The organism is Streptomyces sp. NPDC004838 (genome assembly GCF_053600955.1).
Genome location: NZ_JBSGAW010000016.1, coordinates 54909 through 75072 on the forward strand (window position 1 = coordinate 54909; position 20164 = coordinate 75072).

18 protein-coding genes are annotated in these 20164 nt (G+C 73.0%); 5 read left to right on the forward strand and 13 right to left on the reverse strand.

The window, feature by feature from the left end:
• Positions 1-240: 240 nt before the first annotated feature.
• The 4 genes from ACWEFL_RS19485 to ACWEFL_RS19500 form a co-directional block, all read right to left on the reverse strand.
• Positions 241-435 (reverse strand): hypothetical protein, encoded by a 195-nt coding sequence (locus tag ACWEFL_RS19485; protein ID WP_451713952.1) that lies wholly within the window; start codon positions 433-435, stop codon positions 241-243.
• Between the two features lie 81 nt (positions 436-516).
• The gene (locus ACWEFL_RS19490; RefSeq protein ID WP_451713954.1) at positions 517-906 is read right to left on the reverse strand and encodes a hypothetical protein; all 390 of its coding nucleotides are present in this window, start codon (positions 904-906) and stop codon (positions 517-519) included.
• A gap of 205 nt (positions 907-1111) precedes the next feature.
• On the reverse strand, positions 1112-3232 hold the full coding sequence (locus tag ACWEFL_RS19495; RefSeq protein WP_451713957.1) for a phage holin family protein: 2121 nt from the start codon (positions 3230-3232) through the stop codon (positions 1112-1114).
• Positions 3233-3316: 84 nt separating this feature from the next.
• On the reverse strand, positions 3317-3721 hold the full coding sequence (locus ACWEFL_RS19500) for a hypothetical protein (RefSeq protein WP_451713960.1): 405 nt from the start codon (positions 3719-3721) through the stop codon (positions 3317-3319).
• 354 nt (positions 3722-4075) lie between these two features.
• On the opposite strand from ACWEFL_RS19500, the gene ACWEFL_RS19505 reads away from it, so the two are divergent.
• Both ACWEFL_RS19505 and ACWEFL_RS19510 read left to right on the forward strand, forming a co-directional pair.
• The gene (locus ACWEFL_RS19505) at positions 4076-4846 is read left to right on the forward strand and encodes an MBL fold metallo-hydrolase (RefSeq protein ID WP_451713963.1); all 771 of its coding nucleotides are present in this window, start codon (positions 4076-4078) and stop codon (positions 4844-4846) included.
• Between the two features lie 17 nt (positions 4847-4863).
• Entirely contained in the window at positions 4864-5511 is a 648-nt protein-coding gene (locus ACWEFL_RS19510; RefSeq protein WP_451714205.1) for a DedA family protein, read from the forward strand.
• A gap of 74 nt (positions 5512-5585) precedes the next feature.
• On the opposite strand, the gene ACWEFL_RS19515 is transcribed toward ACWEFL_RS19510, so the two are convergent.
• On the reverse strand, positions 5586-6635 hold the full coding sequence (locus ACWEFL_RS19515; RefSeq protein ID WP_451713966.1) for an MBL fold metallo-hydrolase: 1050 nt from the start codon (positions 6633-6635) through the stop codon (positions 5586-5588).
• Positions 6636-6647: 12 nt separating this feature from the next.
• Positions 6648-7865, reverse strand: coding sequence for an aminotransferase class I/II-fold pyridoxal phosphate-dependent enzyme (locus ACWEFL_RS19520; RefSeq protein WP_451713968.1), 1218 nt, complete (start codon positions 7863-7865; stop codon positions 6648-6650).
• Positions 7866-8245: 380 nt separating this feature from the next.
• Here ACWEFL_RS19520 and ACWEFL_RS19525 point away from each other — a divergent pair, with 380 nt between their 5' ends.
• From ACWEFL_RS19525 to ACWEFL_RS19535, 3 genes are all read left to right on the forward strand, one after another.
• Entirely contained in the window at positions 8246-9757 is a 1512-nt protein-coding gene (locus ACWEFL_RS19525) for a phosphatase PAP2 family protein (protein ID WP_451713971.1), read from the forward strand.
• Between the two features lie 103 nt (positions 9758-9860).
• Positions 9861-10667 carry a class I SAM-dependent methyltransferase gene (locus tag ACWEFL_RS19530; RefSeq protein ID WP_451713974.1) on the forward strand — a complete coding sequence of 269 codons (807 nt, stop codon included), beginning with the start codon at positions 9861-9863 and terminating at the stop codon, positions 10665-10667.
• An 87-nt stretch (positions 10668-10754) separates the two neighbouring features.
• The gene (locus ACWEFL_RS19535; protein ID WP_451713977.1) at positions 10755-11108 is read left to right on the forward strand and encodes a VOC family protein; all 354 of its coding nucleotides are present in this window, start codon (positions 10755-10757) and stop codon (positions 11106-11108) included.
• A 150-nt stretch (positions 11109-11258) separates the two neighbouring features.
• On the opposite strand, the gene ACWEFL_RS19540 is transcribed toward ACWEFL_RS19535, so the two are convergent.
• The 7 genes from ACWEFL_RS19540 to ACWEFL_RS19570 form a co-directional block, all read right to left on the reverse strand.
• A complete protein-coding gene (locus ACWEFL_RS19540; protein ID WP_451713979.1) occupies positions 11259-13229 on the reverse strand; it encodes a DUF5107 domain-containing protein in 1971 nt (656 codons plus the stop codon).
• Positions 13230-13430: 201 nt separating this feature from the next.
• Positions 13431-14324, reverse strand: coding sequence for an arginase family protein (locus ACWEFL_RS19545; RefSeq protein ID WP_451713981.1), 894 nt, complete (start codon positions 14322-14324; stop codon positions 13431-13433).
• 274 nt (positions 14325-14598) lie between these two features.
• Complete coding sequence (locus ACWEFL_RS19550) at positions 14599-14850, reverse strand: LapA family protein (protein WP_451713983.1); 252 nt, start codon at positions 14848-14850, stop codon at positions 14599-14601.
• A gap of 183 nt (positions 14851-15033) precedes the next feature.
• A complete protein-coding gene (locus tag ACWEFL_RS19555; protein ID WP_451713986.1) occupies positions 15034-15966 on the reverse strand; it encodes a S66 peptidase family protein in 933 nt (310 codons plus the stop codon).
• Positions 15963-17966, reverse strand: coding sequence for a prolyl oligopeptidase family serine peptidase (locus ACWEFL_RS19560; protein ID WP_451713989.1), 2004 nt, complete (start codon positions 17964-17966; stop codon positions 15963-15965). Before ACWEFL_RS19560 ends, ACWEFL_RS19555 begins: the two co-directional genes overlap by 4 nt.
• Before the next feature lie 11 nt (positions 17967-17977).
• A complete protein-coding gene (locus ACWEFL_RS19565; protein ID WP_451713992.1) occupies positions 17978-19330 on the reverse strand; it encodes a M20/M25/M40 family metallo-hydrolase in 1353 nt (450 codons plus the stop codon).
• Positions 19323-20156, reverse strand: coding sequence for a M55 family metallopeptidase (locus ACWEFL_RS19570; RefSeq protein WP_451713995.1), 834 nt, complete (start codon positions 20154-20156; stop codon positions 19323-19325). The genes ACWEFL_RS19565 and ACWEFL_RS19570 overlap by 8 nt, the downstream gene beginning before the upstream one ends.
• Positions 20157-20164: the final 8 nt, after the last annotated feature.

A 20164-nucleotide genomic window follows, 5' to 3' on the forward strand; every position in this document is an offset into this window, starting at 1 on the left:
TGGTCGGGACCCAGAGCCCGGACGGAGTGCGCCGCCCGGGATCCGGTGACGTAAGACTGCCGGGGGAGGCGGGGGCCGGTCGATTACGTCGGAGGTAATGGCGCAGGTCATCGCGGGGGCGGGGCTCGGGCGGCAGTTCGGGGCGTGAGGGGCGCGCGCGGCCACCGGGCGGCGGCCACGGTCCGGCGCGCGGCCACCGCCGAGCGGGTGGGGCGGGCGCGCGGCCACCGCCGTCGGGGATCAGACGGTTCTGTCCTCGGTCGCGGCGATGAGCGCCTCGGGGCCGGGTTCGGGTTCGGGTTCGCGCTCAGGGGCGAGTCCGGGTTTCCGTTCGCCGTCCGTCTCGACGGGGTGTGGCGGCTCGGCGGGCTCGCCGCAACGGGCGGCCTCCGCTCGGAGCATGGCGTTGAGCGCCGCGAAGGGGTCGATGGGCATGGCTGTCGTACCTCGCTGTGTGTGTGGGGGTGTTCGTGGGGGGGGATTCGCTTGCCGACTGCCGGGGCAGACCGATGGGCCTCAGCAGCGCAGCACCACACAGCGGACGCCGAGAGGCGGTGGGGACGGCCGTCCTTCACGGTACGGGGCCGCCGCGACGGCCCTCGGCCCGCTCCCGGAGGCGGGTGCGGCGGGCGTCCGTACCACGTCGCGCCCCCGCCCGGAGGGAGACGCGTTGCCTTCGGTCTCCTCGGACTGCCCCGACACACCGGGGTCGACCGGCGCGGACACGGGCGTCCCGTTCTCGGCGCCGCCCGCCGCCCCGGCCCCTGCGCCCACGGAGATTCCCAGCACTGCCAGCAGCGCCGCCACCACCACCACGCGGACGAGCGGCCACCGCCACGCGGCGGCGCGATCCGCGACGCGGACGGCTCCGGCGGGAGCGACGGTGACGGCCGGTGGCTGATTCATGGGGCGGGACCTCCTGGACATGCGTCCAGTTCCCCGGATTTCACGCCGACACGACAGGGAGGAACGGAAATCCGTCCCACCGGCGGACAAGGGTTACGCCGAATTCCGGACAGGCGTCACTCTCGGCTTTCTGGGGCTCGGTTCTCCCCCGGACTCCGTCCGGGGGACCCCCACGGGGCGCTGGAGCGTGCGCCGCCGGTGGACCTCAGACGGAGTCCAGGCGGTCCGACGCCCGTATCGGCTCCTCCTGTACGAGCGGAACCTGCGGCCCCGCGCACTCCCGCAGCCAGCGCCGGAGCACCCGGTGCACCCGCTCCGCGCCGACGAGTTCCGCGCCGTCGTCCACGGGCCGGGAGAGGGAGGCGGGCGCGAGCAGAAAGGGCTGGGACTGCTCGCCGCCGAGGCCGCCGTGGGAGCCGATCTGCTCCTCGAAGGCGTGGACCCGGCCTGTCTCGGGGTCGTACATCGAGTTGACCATGATGTCGGCGACATGCGGGAAGGAGTCGGTACGGCGCACGGCGTCGGCCGCGCCCTTGCCGAATCCGGCGAGCGGGCCGTCGTCGGACAGTTCGGCGACCGGCACCTCCGAACCGTCCGGGCCGAGCACTACCGAGCCGTGCTCTGCGCTCCGCACGAGCAGGAATCCGATGCCGGGGTGGTTGGCGAGGGTGCTCAGCAGGGCGGGGTGGCGGGCGTCGATCTCCTCCCGGCTCAGACGGCCGGGCGCGTCGGGGAAGGAGATCAGCGCGAGATTGCCCGAGGCGAGCACGATCGGATCGGAACCGGAGCCCGCACCGCCCGGACCGGGCGGTGGACACTCGTCCGCGCCCTCGGCCACCTTGCGGTGCAACGCGTTCCGCAGGGCGACGCCCGCCGCGTCACGCGCCTCCGCGCCGCTTTTGGAACGCCCCGCCCGGCGTGGCACGGGCAGACCGCACCCGGCCCGTACGAGATCCCTGAGAGTAAGCCCGTACGCGCACTCGAAGGTCTCCCCCAGACTCTGTCCGTGGTCGGACAGGAGCGCGATCCGGTAGGAGCGGGGCGCGTGCTCGGCGACCTTCGCGATCAGCGCCAGCGAGCGGTCGAGCCGCTCCAGCACCTGCGCCGCGTCCCGGCTGTGCGGGCCCGAGTGGTGGGCCACCTCGTCATAGGCGACGAGGTCGGCGTAGACCGCGGTGCGTCCGGCGAGCATGTCGCCGATCACGGCGGCGACCACGACATCCCGCTCGACGACCGTCGCGAACGCCCGGATGAAGGGATAGAGCCCGCCGCGCCGGACCCTCGGCGTGTCACCGCGCAGCCGGGCCCGCGTGGACTGCTCGATCTCGCGGGCGACTTCGGCGAAGAAGGACACCGCGGTGCGCACGGCGTTGGCGGGATCGGAGAAGTACGCGAAGTAGCCCGCGCGGGAGCGGTTCGCCCTGCCGCGCCGGGCGGCGACGGAGAGCACCAGTGCCACCTGGTCCGCGCCGCCGCTGAAGAGGTTGCCGCGGCTCGCGCCGTCGAAGCTGAGCAGACCGCCGTCGCCCGTGCGTTCGATCGCGCGGCGCTGCAGTTCGACCGCGCTGGCGGGCCGGTTGCTGACCACGATCCGGCCGGTGTCCTTCTCGTACCAGCGGAAGGCGGGGACGTCGTGGTTGGAGCCGTGCAGGATGCCGAGCTGGCTGGCGCCGGTCTGGCTGGACCAGTCGGTGCGCCAGGGGGTGAGCCGGTGCGTGGTGCCGATCCATCCGGCGACGGTCGGCATCACCCCATCCTTCGCGGCGCGCAGCAGCACCTCGTGTCCGACGCCGTCGAGCTGGAGGAAGACCATTCCGGGGCCGTACCCGCCGCCGCCTCTGTCCCCCTGCCTTCTGCGGCGGCGCGTGGCGAGCCGGGAGAGTCTGCGCCGGTAGGCGTCGTCGTCGCGGACGGCGAGCGCGGTGGAGGTCGCGGAGGCGACGGCGGACATCACGGCGGCCACGACGACCGCCGTCTCGGGGCCGGCGTCACCCCGGCCGTCGGGGATCAGCCGGAGCGCGACCAGCAGCAGCGATCCGTTCAGGAAGAAGACCAGCAGGCCGAGCACCAGCGCCGGCACGAGCAGCAGGGCCCGTACCACCAGCGGCCACACCAGCGCTGTCAGCAGGCCGAACGCCCCCGCGCCCCAGGCGGCGGTCACCGCGGTGCGGGTGATGCTGTCGCCGTCGTCGGACTGGAGCTGGAAGTCCGGCAGCGCGCCTGCGAGCGCCAGCATCGTCAGTGTGGAGACGGCCCACACCACGATCACACGGAGCAGGGCACTGCCCGCCCTGCTCCATCGCGGTCGCCATCGTCTTTCGGTCACGCCGTCCTCTCCCCATTCGCCGCATCAGGTCCTCCAGCCTGGCACAGCGCACGGGATCCGCCGGGGACCCTGTGGACAACCCCGTCAGCAGCCGTCGTATCCGGCCGTCGGCATGGAGAGTCTGCGGTGGACGTCCGCCTTCTTCGCCGCGTCGTAGACGGGCTCGTCGAGGCCCGTCGTGGCAAGGCCCACACCCCGGCGGGCGCACTCGGCGGCGAAGTCCGGCACGGAGGTCACGGCCGCGACGAGAACCCGCTCGTTCGCGGCGACGAAGAGATCGATCTCACCCGAGGTCACATCGGTCCACAGCCCGCGGTCGTCGGGGCGCAGTCCGTGGAAGATCAGCTGCCGGGTGATCACATGCCCTCGCGCGAGCGCCCAGCTCTCGCACAGGGCGTACTGGCCGCGCGTGTCGACGAGGAAGGGGTCCCGGTCGAGCTCTTCGAGGGGGATCAGGCCGGCGATCGCCGCCACTCGTAAGCCGCCCATGGCCCGCCCTCTCTGTTCCGTCCGCTCCGGTCCGCGTCCTCGCGGGACGCTGCCCGACCCTATCCCCGATCGGCGTCCGCGTCCGGACCAATTCCGCACAGCGGACATCACACGGCCTAGGGTCTTACGTTCGGATCAGGCGGGAGCAGGGAGCGGTGTCCGGTGACGTGCGTCGCAAGGCGGAGGAGAGAATCCATGCGGTGGGGGTCCTTCCCGGGCCGCCAGGCCCAGGGTGGGGGTACCTCCCGGGCCGCCAGGCCCAGGGGGAGGTGCCAGGGCACGCGAGCCCGGCGAGATCCGAACAAGAGACCCTAAGCTCGTACGCGGAAGTGTCCACGACCGAGGAGGGGCCGCGTGCCGGTGGAGGTCACCTGGTGGGGTCATGCCACCTGCACCGTCGAGGACTCAGGTGTCCGGGTGCTGACCGATCCGCTCTTCGCGCGGCGGCTGGCGCATCTGCGGCGGCGGCTGGGCGAGGTGCCGCCGCCCGAGGCCGCCGTCGCCGATGCCGTCCTCGTCTCCCATCTACACTCCGACCATCTGCATCTGCCGTCACTGGCCCGGCTCTCCCCCGGCACCCGGCTCATCGTGCCGAGCGGCGCGACCCGCGCGGTGCCGGGACTGGCCCGGCTGGGGCTGCGGGTCACCGAGGTCGCGCCCGGTGACGTGGTGCGGGTCGGCCAGGTGGCGGTACGGGCCGTGAGCGCGCTGCACGACGGGCGGCGGCTGCCGCTCGGCCCGCGCCGCTCCCCCGCGCTCGGCTATGTGATCGACGGCGAGGCCACCACGTACTTCGCCGGTGACACCGGCCTCTTCGACTCGATGGCCGACGAGGTCGGGCCGGTCGATGTCGCCCTGCTGCCGGTCGGCGGCTGGGGGCCGTACCTCGGGCACGGGCATCTGGACGCGAGCCGGGCGGCCCAGGCGTTGACGGCGCTCGCGCCGCGCTCGGCGGTGCCGGTGCACTACGGCACGTTCTGGCCGATCGGGATGGACGGCGTGCGACCGCACGAGTTCTACGCGCCGGGCGACGAGTTCGTACGGAAGGCCGCACGGCTCGCCCCCGGTGTGACGGTGCACCGGCTGGGCCACGGCGAGCGATTCAGTCCGGAGGGCACCCGGTGAGCCCACGGCTGTCCGAAATGTTCGGGGCGCTGTCGGAAACCGTGGGGCGGCTGCCACCGGAGTCCACCCAGCAGGCCGTCGGCTATCCCTCGCTGTTTCTGCTGGTGACGCTGGGCGCGCTGGTCCCGGTGGTGCCCACGGGCGCGGTGGTGAGCACGGCCGCCGTGGTGGCGCTCCATCAGGCGGCTCCGCTGTCGCTGCTCTTCGTGTTCCTGGTGGCGTCGTTCGCCGCCTTCCTCGGGGATGTGGCGCTGTACTGGCTCGGTCAGCGCGGTGTCCGTTCCAAGAACGGCTCCCGCTGGCTGGAGGAGCTGCGCGCACGGGCCGCGCCGGACCGTCTCGCGCAGGCGCAGTCCAAGCTGGAGGACCACGGCGTGACGGTCCTGGTCCTCTCACGGCTGGTCCCGGCGGGGCGCATTCCGGTGATGCTGGCCTGTCTGCTCGCCCGGATGCCGCTGCGCGACTTCGTACGCGGTGACATCCCGGCGTGTCTGGCGTGGGCGGCCACGTATCAGCTCATCGGGATACTGGGCGGTTCCCTCTTCGCCGAGCCGTGGCAGGGGGTGGTGGTCGCGGTGACGCTGACCGTGGTGATCAGCGGCGCTCCGGCGGTGTGGCGCAGGCTGCGCCAGGGGCGTCCGGGTTCGGCGGGCGGCCATGCGTAGCGGGGCTCGGCCATGCGTGGCGGGGCTCGGCCATGCGTAGGCAGCCGTGTGAGCCCGACCGCGCGTAGCCGGGCTCACACGGCCAGCACGCGGGAGGCCCCCACGGCCAGATCCCAGAGCTGTTCGCGCGGCCGGCCGGTGCGCTGCCAGGCGGCCCGCACCCGGCCGAGGGGCTCCAGGACCGGTTCGGCGGAGAGGACGAACGTCGCCCAGTGCATGGGAGCCATGTTCCGCGCGCCGAGGTCGTCGCAGGCCCGCACCGCCTCCTCCGGGTCGGTGTGCACATCGCTGAGCCACCATCTCGGGTCGTACGCCCCGATCGGCAGCAGCGCCAGATCGAGACCGGGATGCCGGAGGCCGATCTCCTTGAACCAGTTGCCGTAACCCGTGTCGCCCGCGAAGTACACCGACTGGCCGATCCCGTCGGTCACCACCCAGCCGCCCCACAGGGAGCGACAGGTGTCGGTCAGCGTGCGCTTGGACCAGTGGTGGGCCGGTACGAAGTCGAAGCGGACGCCGTTCAGCTCGGCCCCCTCCCACCAGTCGAGTTCGGTCACCGTGGTGAACCGGCGACGTCTGAACCAGCGGCCGAGGCCCGCCGGGGCGAAGACCGGGGTGTGGCGGGGCAGCCGTTTGAGGGTGGGGGCGTCCAGATGGTCGAAGTGGTTGTGGCTGATGACGACGGCGTCCACGGCGGGAAGGTCCTCCCAGCGCACGCCGACGGGGGTGATCCGGGCCGGTGTGCCGAAGATCCGGCGTGACCACACCGGATCGGTCAGGACCGTGAGACCGCCCACGCTCAGCACCCAGCTGGCGTGTCCGGCCCAGGTCACGGCGATGGTCGCGGCGTCCACGGCGGGCAGTGGGCCGGGGGCGAACGGCAGCCGGGGAATGTCCCGGAGCCCCTCGAACCCCGGTCGCATCGCGCCTTCGCGGGCGAGGCGCGCCATGGCCCGCAGTCCGGGGAGCGGAGTGGTGAGCCGGTCGGCGAAGGAGCGTGGCCAGTGGCGGAGTTCGCCGAGCGGCCGGGTGACGCCGCTGGTTCTCCCGGCCGTTCCCTCAGCCGTGCTCCCGCCGGAGTGAGCCGCCTCATCCGCCGCCCGTTCCGTCGTACGGTCCGTCATACGGGACTCCGTTCAACGCAGTTCGCCGAAGGCCGTGCCGATCAGGTTCAACGCACCGGCTACGTAGGGTAATTCCAGTGGTTCCGGTGCGGTGAGCGACTCCAGTCGCTGCTGGGAAGTCGCTCCGAGCAGGGGTCCGGCCGCCAGTCGCACCCGCAGTGAGCCCAGTTCGTCGCCGAAGCGGTGCCCGCCGGGGACGGGCGTCCCGAGACGGGCGGTCAGATACTCCTCCAGTTCCATGGAGTCGTTCACTCCGCGTTCGGCGAGAGAGACGCGCAGCGGTCCGAGGTCCGCGTACAGATGGTGTCCCGCCCGTGGCGGCATCGCGAGCGCGCCCGCGCCGAGGACCACACGGTGGAGGGCGGACGCCACGCTGCCGTGCAGGGCCGCCGCCTCCTCGGTGCGGGCGACCACCGGGCCGGGTTCGTCCAGCGCGTGGGCGGCGGCGACGGCGAGCGGCTCGGCGACGATCGCGCCCAGGGCCGTGAGGATGTCCAGCGTCGAGGCGCGCCGGGCGGCCCCCCGCGCCGTCGGCGGGAAGCGGGCGACGGCGACGGGCCACGAGGAGGGCAGGAGCGCCCCGGCGAGCCCGCTGATGACGGTGACGTCCAGGGGCCACATCTCGGAGGGGCTGAGCAGCACGGTCTCGTGCGGCCGGTGGAGTGTGTCCCGCCAGGTCTCGTCGCTGATGATGTGCAGCCCCTCCCCGACGGCGGCTTCGCACGCCTCGCGCACGCTCTCGGGCGGTGCGACCGTGGCGGTGGGGTCGTCGGCGACGGAGAGCAGCAGCAGCCGTGGTTCGCCGCCCTCGCCCCGTACTCTGCGCACGGTCTCCAGCAGGGCGTACGGATCGGGCACGCCGCCGCACTCGGCGGGGGTCGGCACATGGTAGGCGGGGCGGCCGAGCAGCCGGGCCTGCGGTGTCCACCAGGCGGGACAGGGGCGGGGCATCAGCACGTCTCCGCCGTACGCCCCGAGCAGCGCGAACAGCAGGGGCTGCGGTCCGGGGGCGGCGACCACCTGGTCGGCCCGGCTGCGGAGGCCGCGCCGCGACCAGTACCCGCAGGCCGCCTCCCGCAGGACCGGTCCCCCGCCGGGTGGTTCGCCCTCGGCCCGGTGCGACGCGGCGGCGAGCGCTTCGGCGAGTTCGGCGAGCACGGGCAGCCCGCCCTCGGGCGCGGGAGGCCCGTACCGAACGGGCCCGTGTCCTTGGGGGCCGGTCCGCCGCATTACGTTCACCTCCGCCGCTGCCGTCCCCGGCTCTCCTGCCCTTTATACGAAGGTTCGGGCCGCTTCGCGCGTGCGGGTGGGCCGCTGGAGCGGGCGGTCGCGTGGACGGCGGTACGGGCAGGGGCGCGGAGGCGGAGCCACTGGCGGAGGTACCGGATGCGGCGCGGGCGGAGCCACCGGCGGAGATACAGGATGCGGCGCGGGCGGAGCCACCGGCGGAGATACAGGATGCGGCGCGGGCGGAGCCACCGGCGGAGATACGGGATGCGGCGCGGGCGGAGCCACTGGCGGTTGCGCGTCGGCTCTCCCTCGGCTGTGGACCGGGCGGCCGAATGGGCGGGAGCGGCGTGGAAGGCGGTGGAGCGGGGTACTCGCGGGCCATGTCTTCCGCACGAGCACGACGAAATCCGCAGTCCGGGGCGAAGGTCTCGCAGTTGCTCAGCCGCTGGGACCGGCAGGTGTTCGACGCCGTCGCCATCCGGCGGTGGCACGGAGCCGGTCCAGCGCTGCCCCGGCTCAGCAGGGCCGCCGACCACGGAGTGCTCTGGTTCGCCGCCGCGGCCGGGATCGCCGCCCTGGGCCCCGGCGCACGCTCTCGCCGCGCGGCCGTGCGCGGGGTGGCGTCGCTCGCACTCGCGTCCGCCGTCATCAACACCGTCGGCAAGCACTCGGTCCGCCGGGCGCGTCCGCTGCTGGACGCGGTGCCGGTGATGCGCCGACTGAAGCGGCAGCCGTTCACCACGTCCTTCCCTTCGGGGCACGCCGCTTCGGCCGCGGCGTTCGCGACGGGTGTCGCCTTGGAATCCCGTGGCTGGGGCGCGGCGGTCGCCCCGGTGGCCGCAGGTGTCGCGTTCTCCCGCGTCTACACGGGTGTCCACTATCCGAGCGATGTCCTGGTGGGGGCGGCGCTGGGGGTGGGGGCAGCGTTCGCGGTGCGAGGGATGGCGCCGACGAGGTCGCAGCTGCCGCCGCCTGGCCGCCCGCTTGCGGACGCGCCCGCGCTGCGGGAGGGCGAGGGCCTGGTGGTCGTGGTCAACCGGCAGGCGGGCTCGGCGGAGTCGGCGACCCTGATGGGCAAGATGCTGCCGAAGGCCGAGATCGTGGAGTGCGAACCCGTCGAGCTGAGGGCCGAGTTGGAGAGGGCGGCAAAACGATGCCGGGCACTGGGCGTCTACGGGGGTGACGGGACGATCAATCTGGCGGCGACCGTGGCCGTGGCGCACGGACTGCCGCTCGCGGTGTTCCCCGGCGGTACGTTCAATCACTTCGCCTACGACCTCGGAATCGCGTCGGTCCAGGACACCGGCCGGGCACTCGCGAGCGGCGACGCGGTCGCCGTCGACCTCGGCCGCTTCACACCGGGCCCGGCCACCCCCGAGGGCCGCGCGACGCAGGGCCACTTCCTCAACACCTTCAGCCTGGGCGTCTATCCCGAGCTGGTCGACATCCGTGATCACTGGTCCCCGCGCGTCGGCGGCTGGCCGGCCGGCGTCCTCGCCGCGGCGAAGGTGCTCCGCGAGGGCCGCCCGCTGGAGGCCGAGGTCCAGGGCCGCCGCCGCGCGATGTGGCTGCTGTTCGCGGGGAACGGCGTCTATCAGCCCATGGGGCCGACGCCCGGCAACCGTCAGAATCTCGCCGACGGCCTGCTGGATGTGCGGATGGTGCACGGTGGCCGCGGGCCGGGCCTGCGGCTGCTGGCGGCAGCGCTGGCGGGCCCGCTGAGCCGCTCCCCCGTACACGCGGCCCAGCGGCTGCACAGGATCCGGATCAGCGGTCTCCGACCTGGGACGCCACTCGCCTACGACGGCGAGGTCACCGAGGCGCCCGCGGAGTTGACGGTTGACAAGGCGGTCGGAGCGCTCACGGTCTACCGCCCGCAGACCCTGCTCTGAGAACTTCATTGTCCACATATCAAGACGGGTATCTCATCATGTGACTGTCGAGGCTTACGCTGTCCCCACCTTCCGAGCAGTCGTACGAGAGTGAGGACCGGCCATGCGCGAGACCGCCGTCTACACCCACGGACACCATGAGTCGGTGCTCCGCTCCCACACCTGGCGCACCGCGGCCAATTCCGCCGCATATCTGATCGGAGAGCTGGATCCGAAGGCGCTGGTCCTCGACATCGGCTGCGGCCCCGGCACGATCACCGCCGATCTGGCCGCACTGGTCCCGCAGGGGCGGGTCACGGGCGTGGACCTGGCGCCGGACGTCGTCGGGCGGGCACGGGAGTACGCCGCCGAACAGGGCCTGGAGAACACGGAGTTCGCCGTGGCGGACGTCAACGCCCTGGCCTATGAGGACGATTCCTTCGACGTCGTCCACGCCCATCAGGTGCTCCAGCACGTCGGCGATCCCGTGGGCGCTCTGCGCGAGATGAGGAGGGTCTGCCGGCCCGGCGGCATCGTCGCGGTACGGGACGGCGACTACGGCGCGTTCACCTGGTTCCCCGAGGTCCCGGCCCTGGACGAGTGGCTCCGGGTGTACCATGAGGTGAGCCGCGCCAACGGCGGCGAGCCCGACGCAGGCCGGAAGCTGCTGTCCTGGGCCAGGAGCGCGGGCTTCACCGACATCACTCCCACCGCCACGGCCTGGTGTTTCGCCACCCCGGAGGACCGGGCGTGGTGGAGCGGCCTGTGGGCCGACCGTACGACCGGATCGGAGTACGCGAAGCTCGCGGTCGACGGGGGCCATGCGACGGTGCCGGAGCTGGCGGCGATCGCCGAGGGCTGGCGGGAGTGGGGCGACCACGAGGACGGCTGGTTCATGGTTCCGCACGGCGAGTTGCTCTGCCGCGCCTGAGCCCGTCCCGCCTCGTCACGCGCTCGGGACGGGAGCCGGAGCGCGAACGGTTTCCTCCGTCCCGCGGCCCGAACTACGCTTCCCCGTATGGAGATCCTGGGAACCACGCTGCGTATCTGCGTCGATGACCTGGAGGCCGCGGTCGCCTTCTACGCACGGCTCACCGGCAGCACCCCGCAGCGCTTCGAGCGCGGCGGGGTGTCGGCCGCCGCCGTCGGCTGCTTTCTGCTGATGAGCGGCCCGGAGACGGAGCTGGAGGTGCTGCGGAAGGTGACGGCGACGATCGCGGTCGAGGATGTGGAGCACGCGTACGCCACCCTCTCCGCCGCCGGCGCGAAGGTGGTCGCGGGCCCGATCTCCACCCCGGCGGGCCGCAATCTGATCGCCGTCCACCCGGACGGCTCGGTCTTCGAGTACGTGGACCGCGGGACGTCCGGCTGACGGCGCCCGCCGAGAGCGCGCGCCCGCCGCCCTGTGGCGGAGACGGTCGTGTCCGACGCATGCCGGACACGACCGGCCGGAACGGGGTCCCGTGACCCGCCGGGAGGCGGGAGTCCGCGACCCGCCATGGTCCGGGACCCCGCGCCCGATTCAGTCCTGCGGCCGCATCCGGTAGTCGTACTCATCCGGAATCGGCTCGTTCGTCAGCTCGGCCCACACCTCGTCGAGGATCTCCTCGCCCTCCCGCAGATCCGCGACCTCGAAGCCCGCGTCGAAGATGGCCCGTGCCTCCTCGCGGTGCCCCTCGGCCAGAAGGAGCCGGGCGTGGATCAGCCGGAAGCGGCCACGCTGCTGAACGGCCGGGCGGAGGCGGGCCCAGACCGACCGGGCGTCCGCCGTGCGGGCCGTCGTCAGCAGGGCCTCGATCGCCTCCCGACCGAGTGCGGCGGTCGCGGCCGTCCAGGTCTCCCCGTCGTCGCGGCGCTCCTGGCACAGGTCCTCGAACGCCTCCAGATAGCGTTCGGCCGCCCGCTCGGGATGACCGCCCTCCTGATCGGCCACGGCCAGACAGCGCAGCAACGGCCAGCGGGACGGCGCGAGTTCGAGGCCCCGCTCCCAGCTGCGCACCGCCTGGGCGAGATCGCCCGCGTGCCACTGGGCGACGCCGAGGTGGTACTCGGTGAGCGGTTCGGCGGGGGCGGTCTCCAGCATGTCGCGCCAGTGGGGAGAGACGAGCGAGGGCCCCGGCGGAGCGACTCTGCGCGGCTCGGGCAGCACACCGTTCGTCAGCAGCTCCCGCCAGGGGGCCTGTTCGTCCCCGAGCGTCGACTCGTCGAAGGGGGTGCCGGGCAGCTTGACCCCGGCCCGCAGGACTTCGAGCGCGCCCCATCCGGACCCGGTGGCCAGCCTGCGGACCGGTTCGGCGTCCGCGCAGGGCCTCCATGCCTCATAGGCGGCGTCCACCGCCTCGCGGGAGAGCGCCCGGCCGAGCCGGGTCTCCACCTCGGCGCAGGCGGCGGCCCAGTTGTCGCCGTGAACCGTGCCCGCGTCGGCGGCCAGGGGACCGTACGACTCCAGCCAGCTGAACTCCTCGCCGCCGTCGAGCCGTACATGCTCCAGCTGGGTGCGGGCCAGGCCCGCCTGGATCTCCGCGTATCCGACGGTGTCCGGCTCGGTCAGCCACCGCTGCCAGCGCCGCCCGCCCCGCCCGGAGCCCCACACGAAGAGCTTCCGTCCGCTCAGCACGTCGGTCGACGTCTGGACGAGGCCCCGGCCGCTCTCGTCGAGGGAGGCTATCCACTTCCGGGACGCGGCCGGCACCTCGTAGAAGTAGTCGGCGGGGTACTCGCTGCCCAGCGGATAGGTACGGTCCTCGCCCCGGTACTCGGGGACGGGCACCCGGCGCAGGGTCCGTTCGTAGCCGAAGTGCCATGCCTCGTCGGCGGGCGCGAGAACACGGGTGGTGGCGTGTTCCCCGACCGCGATGTTGGACCACCAGTAGACGGGCGCGGGCCGCTCGTGCGGATTGCGGATCCGTACGCCGACATGGAGGAAGTCGGAGTCCTCCGGCAGCCACAGGTCGACCTGGAACGGAAGGTCGCGCAGCCGCTCCCACTCCCACAGCCGCAGCATCTCCCCGCCGTCGGGCGCGGTCACGGTCGCGGCGTGCAGCGGCGCGCAGGACAGGGCGGTGTGGCCGGTCGCGCCGATGTTCCATTCGATCCCGCCGGAGTACCAGGCGCCGTTGAGCGCGAAGTCGGCGGGCTGGAACACCGGGTTGCGGTAGAGGAGTTCCCGGTCGGTGGTCTTGTGGTGGAGCGAGAGGATCCGGCCGCCGAGGCCCGGCAGCACGGTGGCGCGCAGCCGGTCGTTCTCGATGACGACGGCGTCGAAGTCGGCGGGGGCGCGCTCGCGGCCGTATCCGTCGAGCACGCGCACCGGCAGGAGGGTACGCAGTGGCTCGTAGCCGATCTGCCGGGCCATCTCCCGTGGCAGGTCCTTCTTGGCGCGCTCGTCGATGGAGTGCGTCTCGTCCAGCGGTCGCAGGGCCGGCAGCGGGTTCTCCGGTCCCACCGGAGCCGCGGGAAGGGTCAGTACGGTTCGGCGCACGGTCGTGGCCAAGGCAACCTCGCTTCGTTCGCAGCGGCGTTCACACGTCGGTCCAGCACACGTCGGTCCAGGGATCCGGGCAGGGTCGCCGGGCCCCCGCGGGCAACCCGAGAACCCTGGAACAGAGTCATCGTCCCGCTGAACGGACTCCCCGTACGCCAGTCTCCGGAATTGCCCGCATCGAGGACCCTCCGGCGACGGCGGCGACGGTCCTCACTTCGTGAGCGCGGCGACGATCAGGTCCGTGAGCAGTGCGCCCGCGTTCCCCTCGGGGTCGAGGTCGGGGTCGTAGATGGTCACGTTCATGCCCACACAGCGCGGGGAGCGGACCAGCATCCGCAGGATCACGGTCACTTCGTCCGGGAGCAGTCCGTCGGGGTCGGGGCTGTCGACGGCGGGCATGACCAGGGGGTCGAGCACATCGGCGTCCAGATGGACCCAGAAACCGTCGAGCGCCTCGGCCTCCAGGCTCGTCGCGACGGCGGTCACCGTATCGGCCGCGCCCCATTCGCGCAGTTCGCCCACCGTGAGCACCGGGATCTTCAGCCGGGCCAGTTCGGCCAGGTCCTCGTCCTGGTCGCGGATGCCGATGAACCGGACGTCCTCCTCGCGCAGATAGGGCTCGAGTCCCTCCAGATCGGTCAGATCGTCCTGGCCCCGGCCGGTCGCCAGGGCGACCTCCTCGCCTCCGGCGGCTCCGACGCGGTCGGAGTTGCCTGGGTGCCGGAAGTCGGCGGAGGCGTCGAGGGCGGCGAGTCCGTACCGTCCGAGGCGGCGCAGGGCCAGCGACGCGCCGAGCTGAATCGAGCAGTCGCCGCCGAGGACGAGGGGGAAGTCGCCGGCGCGGACATGGTGTTCGACGCGGTCGGCGAGGCGGGGTGTGTACGCGGCGATGGCGGCGGCGTTGAAGACGCCGTCGCCTTCCCGCCAGTCGCCGCGGTCGTAGCGCGGCGGTACGACGACCCCGCCGTCGAAGGCGTTCAGGCGCTGCACGATCCGCTGCTCCCGCAGCGCTCCGGCGAGCTTGTAGCAGCCCGGCACGGTTCCGGGCGCGGGCGGCCGCAGTCCCAGATTGGAAGGGGCGTCGATGACCACGATGTTCCGCATGGGTCCCATCCTCGTCCAGGGGCCCGAAACGCTCAATCCGCCCGTGCCGGGCCGCGGCGGTCGGCCGCCGGGCCACGGCGTAGGGCGGACCGGCACCGGCGACCGGCGGGCCACGGTGGGTGGGCTCCGTCCCGGCGGTGAGGGCCCGGCGGTGAGGGCCCGGCGCCCCTCGCCCGTCCGGCCGACGCCACGGCGTGGTGCCCGGCGCACGCACCCACCGCCGTCGGCGTGTGCGTCCGGGCGTCGCTTCAGGCTGTCGGCCGCCCCGGCCGGTCTATCGGGACTTCCGGTGGAAGAAGAGGCCCCCGCACAGCGTGCCGATGATGAACATCAGCAGCAGCGCCAGATAGAGCGGCATGGTGACCAGTGGGATGATCAGCCGGATCTCGATCTTCTGGGTGTTCTCCGCCATGAAGACGATCGCGAGGACCACCAGCACGACGACCGCGGTCCTGGCGGGGGTGAACCAGCCCCCCAGGCGGCCCTTGCCGCCCTTCCTTACTGTCGGTGCTTCCTTTGGGATCATGGGTCCAGAATGGGCTCGGGCCCGCTCCGGGGGCGGAGTGGAGTGGGCCGAACGGGTGAGAAGCACCAGGTGCCCACCACTCGGCCCGCTCCGGGGGCGGGGGCACCACACCGCTCCGACGGTCCGGGTGCGCGTCCGCTCCAACGGCCCCGTCGGACGCGAGCCGTGGCGGACCGCCGGGCGTCACAGCAGCGCGGGGGCGTCCAAGGTCAGGGCACCGGCGTCCGCGTCCAGAGTGGCCGGGACGCCCAGAGGCATCGTCGGATTGGTGTCCCCGTGGCCGAAGCCCAGTTCCTCGATCACCGGAACGCCCAGTCCGGCGAGGCGGTCGAGGAGCACTTCGCGGATCCGCTCGTAGGGGCCGCACTGCGACCAGGATCCGAGGGCGATGCCCGCGACGCCGTTCAGCCAGCCGGTGCGGAGCATCTGGGTGAGGATGCGGTCGAGGCGGTAGTCCTCTTCGTCCACGTCTTCGAGGAGGAGCAGTCCGCCGCGGGTCGACGGGCGGGCGTGCGGGGTGCCGAGGTCGGAGGCGAGGATGCTGGCGCAGCCGCCGAGGGTGACGCCCCGTGCGCGGCCGGGGACCAGTGCGCGGGCGGTCTCCCGGCCGAGGGTGAGCATGGACTCGGGTTCGAAGAGGGTGGCCCGCAGGGACTCGCGGGTGGGCTCGTCCTTGAGGAAGGTCAGCGCGCCGACCATCGGGCCGTGCAGGGTGGCGTACCCCGCCCGGTTCGCGAACGCCTCGTGGAGGGCGGTGACGTCGCTGTATCCGACGAACGCCTTGGGGCCCGCCGCCCGGATCGCCGTCCAGTCGAGCAGGTCGGCCATGCGCTGTGCTCCGTAGCCGCCGCGGGCGCAGACGACGGCGGCGTACGACGGCTCGCACCAGGCTTCCGTCAGATCGCGGGCTCGGTCCTCGTCGGGTGCGGGGAGGTAGCGGAACTCGGGGTGCCGGCCCCGGACATGGGGCATCACCACGGGTTCGAGGCCCCAGTCCCGGAGGATGCGGAGCCCTTCGTCGAGGCGGTCGTCGGGGACGGGCCCGCTGGGGGCCACGACGGCGACCCGGTCGCCGGACCGCAGCCGCCGGCCGCGGGCGAGGGGGGTGAGGCTCAACGTTTCAGCTCCAGCCGGGGAACGTCGGGGCGGTCGATGCCGAAGGTCTGGGCGTAGAGGGAGAGTTCCGCCTCCAGGGCCCTGACCATCGTCGCGGCCATGCGGAATCCGTGGCCCTCTCCCTCGAAGGGGATGTAGGCGTGCGGGATTCCCCGGCCCGCCATCCGGGCGATGAACCGTTCGCTCTGCGCGGGCGGGCAGATCGCGTCGTCGAGCCCCTGGAGCACCAGGAAGGGTGCGGTGATGCGGTCGGCGCGTTCGATCTGCGAGCGTTCGCGGTAGCGGCCGGGCACCTCGGCGAGCGGCCCGATCAGCGACTCCAGGTACCGGGACTCGAAGTCGTGCGTCTCGTCGGTGGCCCAGGCCAGCAGGTCGAGTACGGGGTAGCTGATGGCCCCGCAGGCGTAGACGTCGGTGCCGGTGAGCGACGCGGCGGCGGTCCAGCCGCCGGCGCTGCCGCCGCGGATCGCGAGGCGTGCCGGATCCGCGGTGCCCTCGTCGGCGAGCGCGCGGGCGACGGCGGCGCAGTCCTCGACGTCCACGACGCCCCAGTTCTCGCGGAGCCTGTCGCGGTACTCCCGGCCGTATCCGGTGGAGCCGCCGTAGTCGACCTCGGCGACGCCGATGCCGCGTGAGGTGAAGTAGGCGATCTCCAGGTCGAGTACGAGGGGGGTACGGCCGGTCGGTCCGCCGTGGGCCCAGATGACGTAGGGCGGCAGCTCATGGCCGGGTGCGACCCGGTCGGGGCTGTGGGGCGGGTACAGGTGGGCGTGGATCTCACGGTTCTCGGGGCCGGTGAAGGTCCGGATCTGCGGCTCGGGATAGTACGCCGGGTCCACCGGGTCGTCGTGTGCGGAGCCGATGACCCGCGTGTGGCCGGTACGGGTGTCCAGCTCGACGACCTCGTATCCGCTGCGCGGGCTGGCGGCGATGCCGATCACCCGGTCGCCGTCGACGGCGAGGTCGGGCGTCCACTCGGTCCAGGGCCCGGCCGCGTCGACGAGTTCGCCGGACTCGGGGTCGAGGACGCCGAGTGTCATGGCGCCCTTGCCGTGGACGGCGGCGACCAGCCCGTTCTCCAGCGGATGGAACCAGCGCTGCCCGATCTTCCACAGCGGGCCGCCGAACTCCTCGGCGCGTCCGGGAGCGAGCGCGGTGCCCACGACGCCTTCCCGGCCGAGGGCCTCGGGCCTGATGCGCCGGGGCTCCCACCAGTTGTCGGCGTCGGAGACGTACAGCAGCGAGCCGTCCGCGGCCCAGTCCGCCTGGCACACCGATTCCCCGGTGCCGCCGACGAGGGGGCGTACGCCGGTGAACGGGCCGTCCGCGGTGACCTCGCCGAGCATCACCCGCGTGCCGTCCCAGGGCATCTGAGGGTGGTCCCAGGCGATCCAGGCGGCGTGACGCCCGTCCGGGGAGAGCCGCGGACCGGTGAGGAACCGGTGGCGGTCGTCGGTGAGTTCCCGTACGGCGGTGCGGTCCTCGGCAGCCGAGCCGTCCAGCGGCACGGCGGCGAGCACCCGGCGCAGATCGGTGGGGGCGTCGCCGGTGAACTCCTCCAGCACACACCAGACTTCGCCCCGGTCCGGCCGGAGCCGCAGATCGGCCCAGCGCAGCCCGCCGCCGACGGCGGAGAGCGGAGTGAGGGGGCGCGGCTCGGCGCCGGGCGTGTCGGGCTCGTGGACGTACAGCCGCTGGTCGGGGTGGTGGACGAAGACGACGACGGGACCGCCGTCCGGGCCGGGCGCGCCCGCCCAGGGGTGTCCGCCGTATTCGATGACCCGGCTGCGTACGTTCCAGGGGGCGGGCAGGACCGATTCCTCGACTCCGTCCGCGCGGCGGCGGATCAGTGCCCGCCGGCCCGCCTCGGCGGGACGCGGCGCGGTCCACCAGACCTCCTGGCCGACCAGGCCGAGGTATTCGGGCCGTCCGTCGTACGAGGCGGCGAGCGCCGCGTCGATCGGCGACGGCCAGGTTCCATAGGCTGCCGTGGGTACCATGTCCGACTCCCCTACGCCGTGCGCAGATAGTGGTCGAGCACCCGGACGCCGAAGTGCAGGGCCTCGACGGGGACGCGCTCGTCGACTCCGTGGAACATCGCAGCGTAGTCGTAGCCGGGGGGCAGCTTCAGCGGTGAGAAGCCGTAGCCGGTGATGCCGAGCCGGGAGAACTGCTTCGCGTCGGTGCCGCCCGCCATGCAGTACGGCACGACATGGCCGTCCGGGTCGAAGCGCTCGACGGCGGCGCGCAGCCGGGCGAAGGTCGGGGAGTCGACGGGTGCCTGGAGCGGCACCTCACGGTGCTGGAACTCCCATTCCACATCGGGTCCGGTGAGCCGGTCCATGGTCTCGCGGAACTCGTCCTCGGCGCCGGGCAGCATACGGCCGTCGATGTAGGCGGTGGCGTGACCCGGAATCACATTGATCTTGTACCCGGCGGTCAGCATGGTCGGGTTGGTGCTGTTGCGGACGGTGGGTTCGACCAGGGCGGCGGCCGGGCCGAGCCGGCCGATCAGTTCGTCCGCGTCGAAGTCGTCGGCGTACGGGTCGGCGTCGACGCCGTGGAGCCGGGCCAGTTCGGCGAGGGCCGCGCGGACGGTCGGGGTGAGGCGTACGGGCCACCGGTGGTCGCCGATCCGGGCGACGGCGGCGGCGAGTCGGCTCACCGCGTTGGCCCGGTTGACCTTGGAGCCGTGTCCGGCCCTGCCGTGGGCGGTGAGCTTCAGCCAGGCGGTGCCGCGCTCGCCTGCGGCGATCGGGTAGAGCGTCATTCCGGGGCCGGCGTGGAAGGTGAAGGCCCCGGACTCGCTGATGCCTTCCGTGCAGCCCTCGAAGAGGGCGGCGTGCCGGTCGGCGAGGAAACCGGAGCCGTCCTCGGCGCTGGCCTCCTCGTCGGCGGTGAAGGCGATGACGATGTCCCGGCGCGGTCTGACTCCGGCGCGCGCCCAGGCCCGGACGACGGCGAGGATCATCGCGTCCATGTTCTTCATGTCGACCGCGCCCCGGCCCCAGACGACGTCGTCGCGCACCTCTCCGGAGAACGGGTGCACCGACCAGTCGGCGGGTTCGGCGGGTACGACGTCGAGATGGCCGTGGACGAGGAGGGCGTCGGCCGAGGGGTCGGTGCCCGCGATCCGGGCGACGACGTTGGTGCGGCCGGGTGTGCGTTCGAGCATGGCGGGTTCGAGTCCGGCGGCGGCCAGCCGCTCGGCGGCGTACTCGGCGGCGGGCCGCTCCTTGCAGTCCCCGCCGCCCCGGTTGGTGGTGTCGATCCGGATCAGCTCGGAGGTGAAGGCGACGACCTCGTCCAGCGCCCGGCGGTCGACCGGTGTCGTGTCTGCGGCGTGCGTTGTCACATCAGCCATACTGCTCCTCCATGGCGGCGGAGACGATCGTCGTGACCGCTTTGAAGGTGCGAATGGCTTCGTACATGGTCCCGCTGGTGTAAGCGATCCTCCGTTCGCCGCTGCCCTCGACCCCGGGGACGACGGTGGAGGCGGCGGCGAGATGCTCCGCGTCGAACTCCAGCTCCACGGTGAACGGCCCGCCGTCGACCGGTTCGTGGCGGACGGCGAGCGCGGTGGCGTCCTTGGCCGCCGCGCGGATGTCGGCGGCGGTACGGGCGGGGGTGCGGCATACGGCCGCGTACCGCGAGACATGGTCCTTCACGGCGACCTTGCGGGCCTTCGGGGCGTAACTCCCGGCGTCCACGCAGGTCAGGTCGTCGCCGGTGACGAGGACCACCGGGACGCCGTACTCGGCGACGACGCGCGCGTTCAGCAGGCCCTCACTGGCGCGGTCGCCGTTCAGCCAGACGCCGGTGATCGAGTTGGCGAGGTAGGTGTGGGCGAGCACGCCTTCGGTGCCCGCGCCCGTGTGGTAGCCGAGGAAGGCGATGCCGTCCACGTCCCCGTGCTGGACGCCTTCGACCATGGCGAGGGGCTTGTGCCTGCCGGTGAGCATCTGGACCCGCTCGTCGAGCCGTTCCAGGAGCAGATTGCGCTGGGTCCAGTGGGCCTCGTTGATGAGCACCTCATCCGCGCCGCCGTCGAAGAAGCCGAGCGCCGCCGCGTTCACGTCGGAGGTGAACATGCTGCGGCAGCGCTCCCACTGGGGGGTGCCCGGCAGTACGTCCGCCGGCCACGTGACTCCGGTGGCGCCTTCCATGTCGGCGCTGATGAGGATTTTCATGGTGCGCA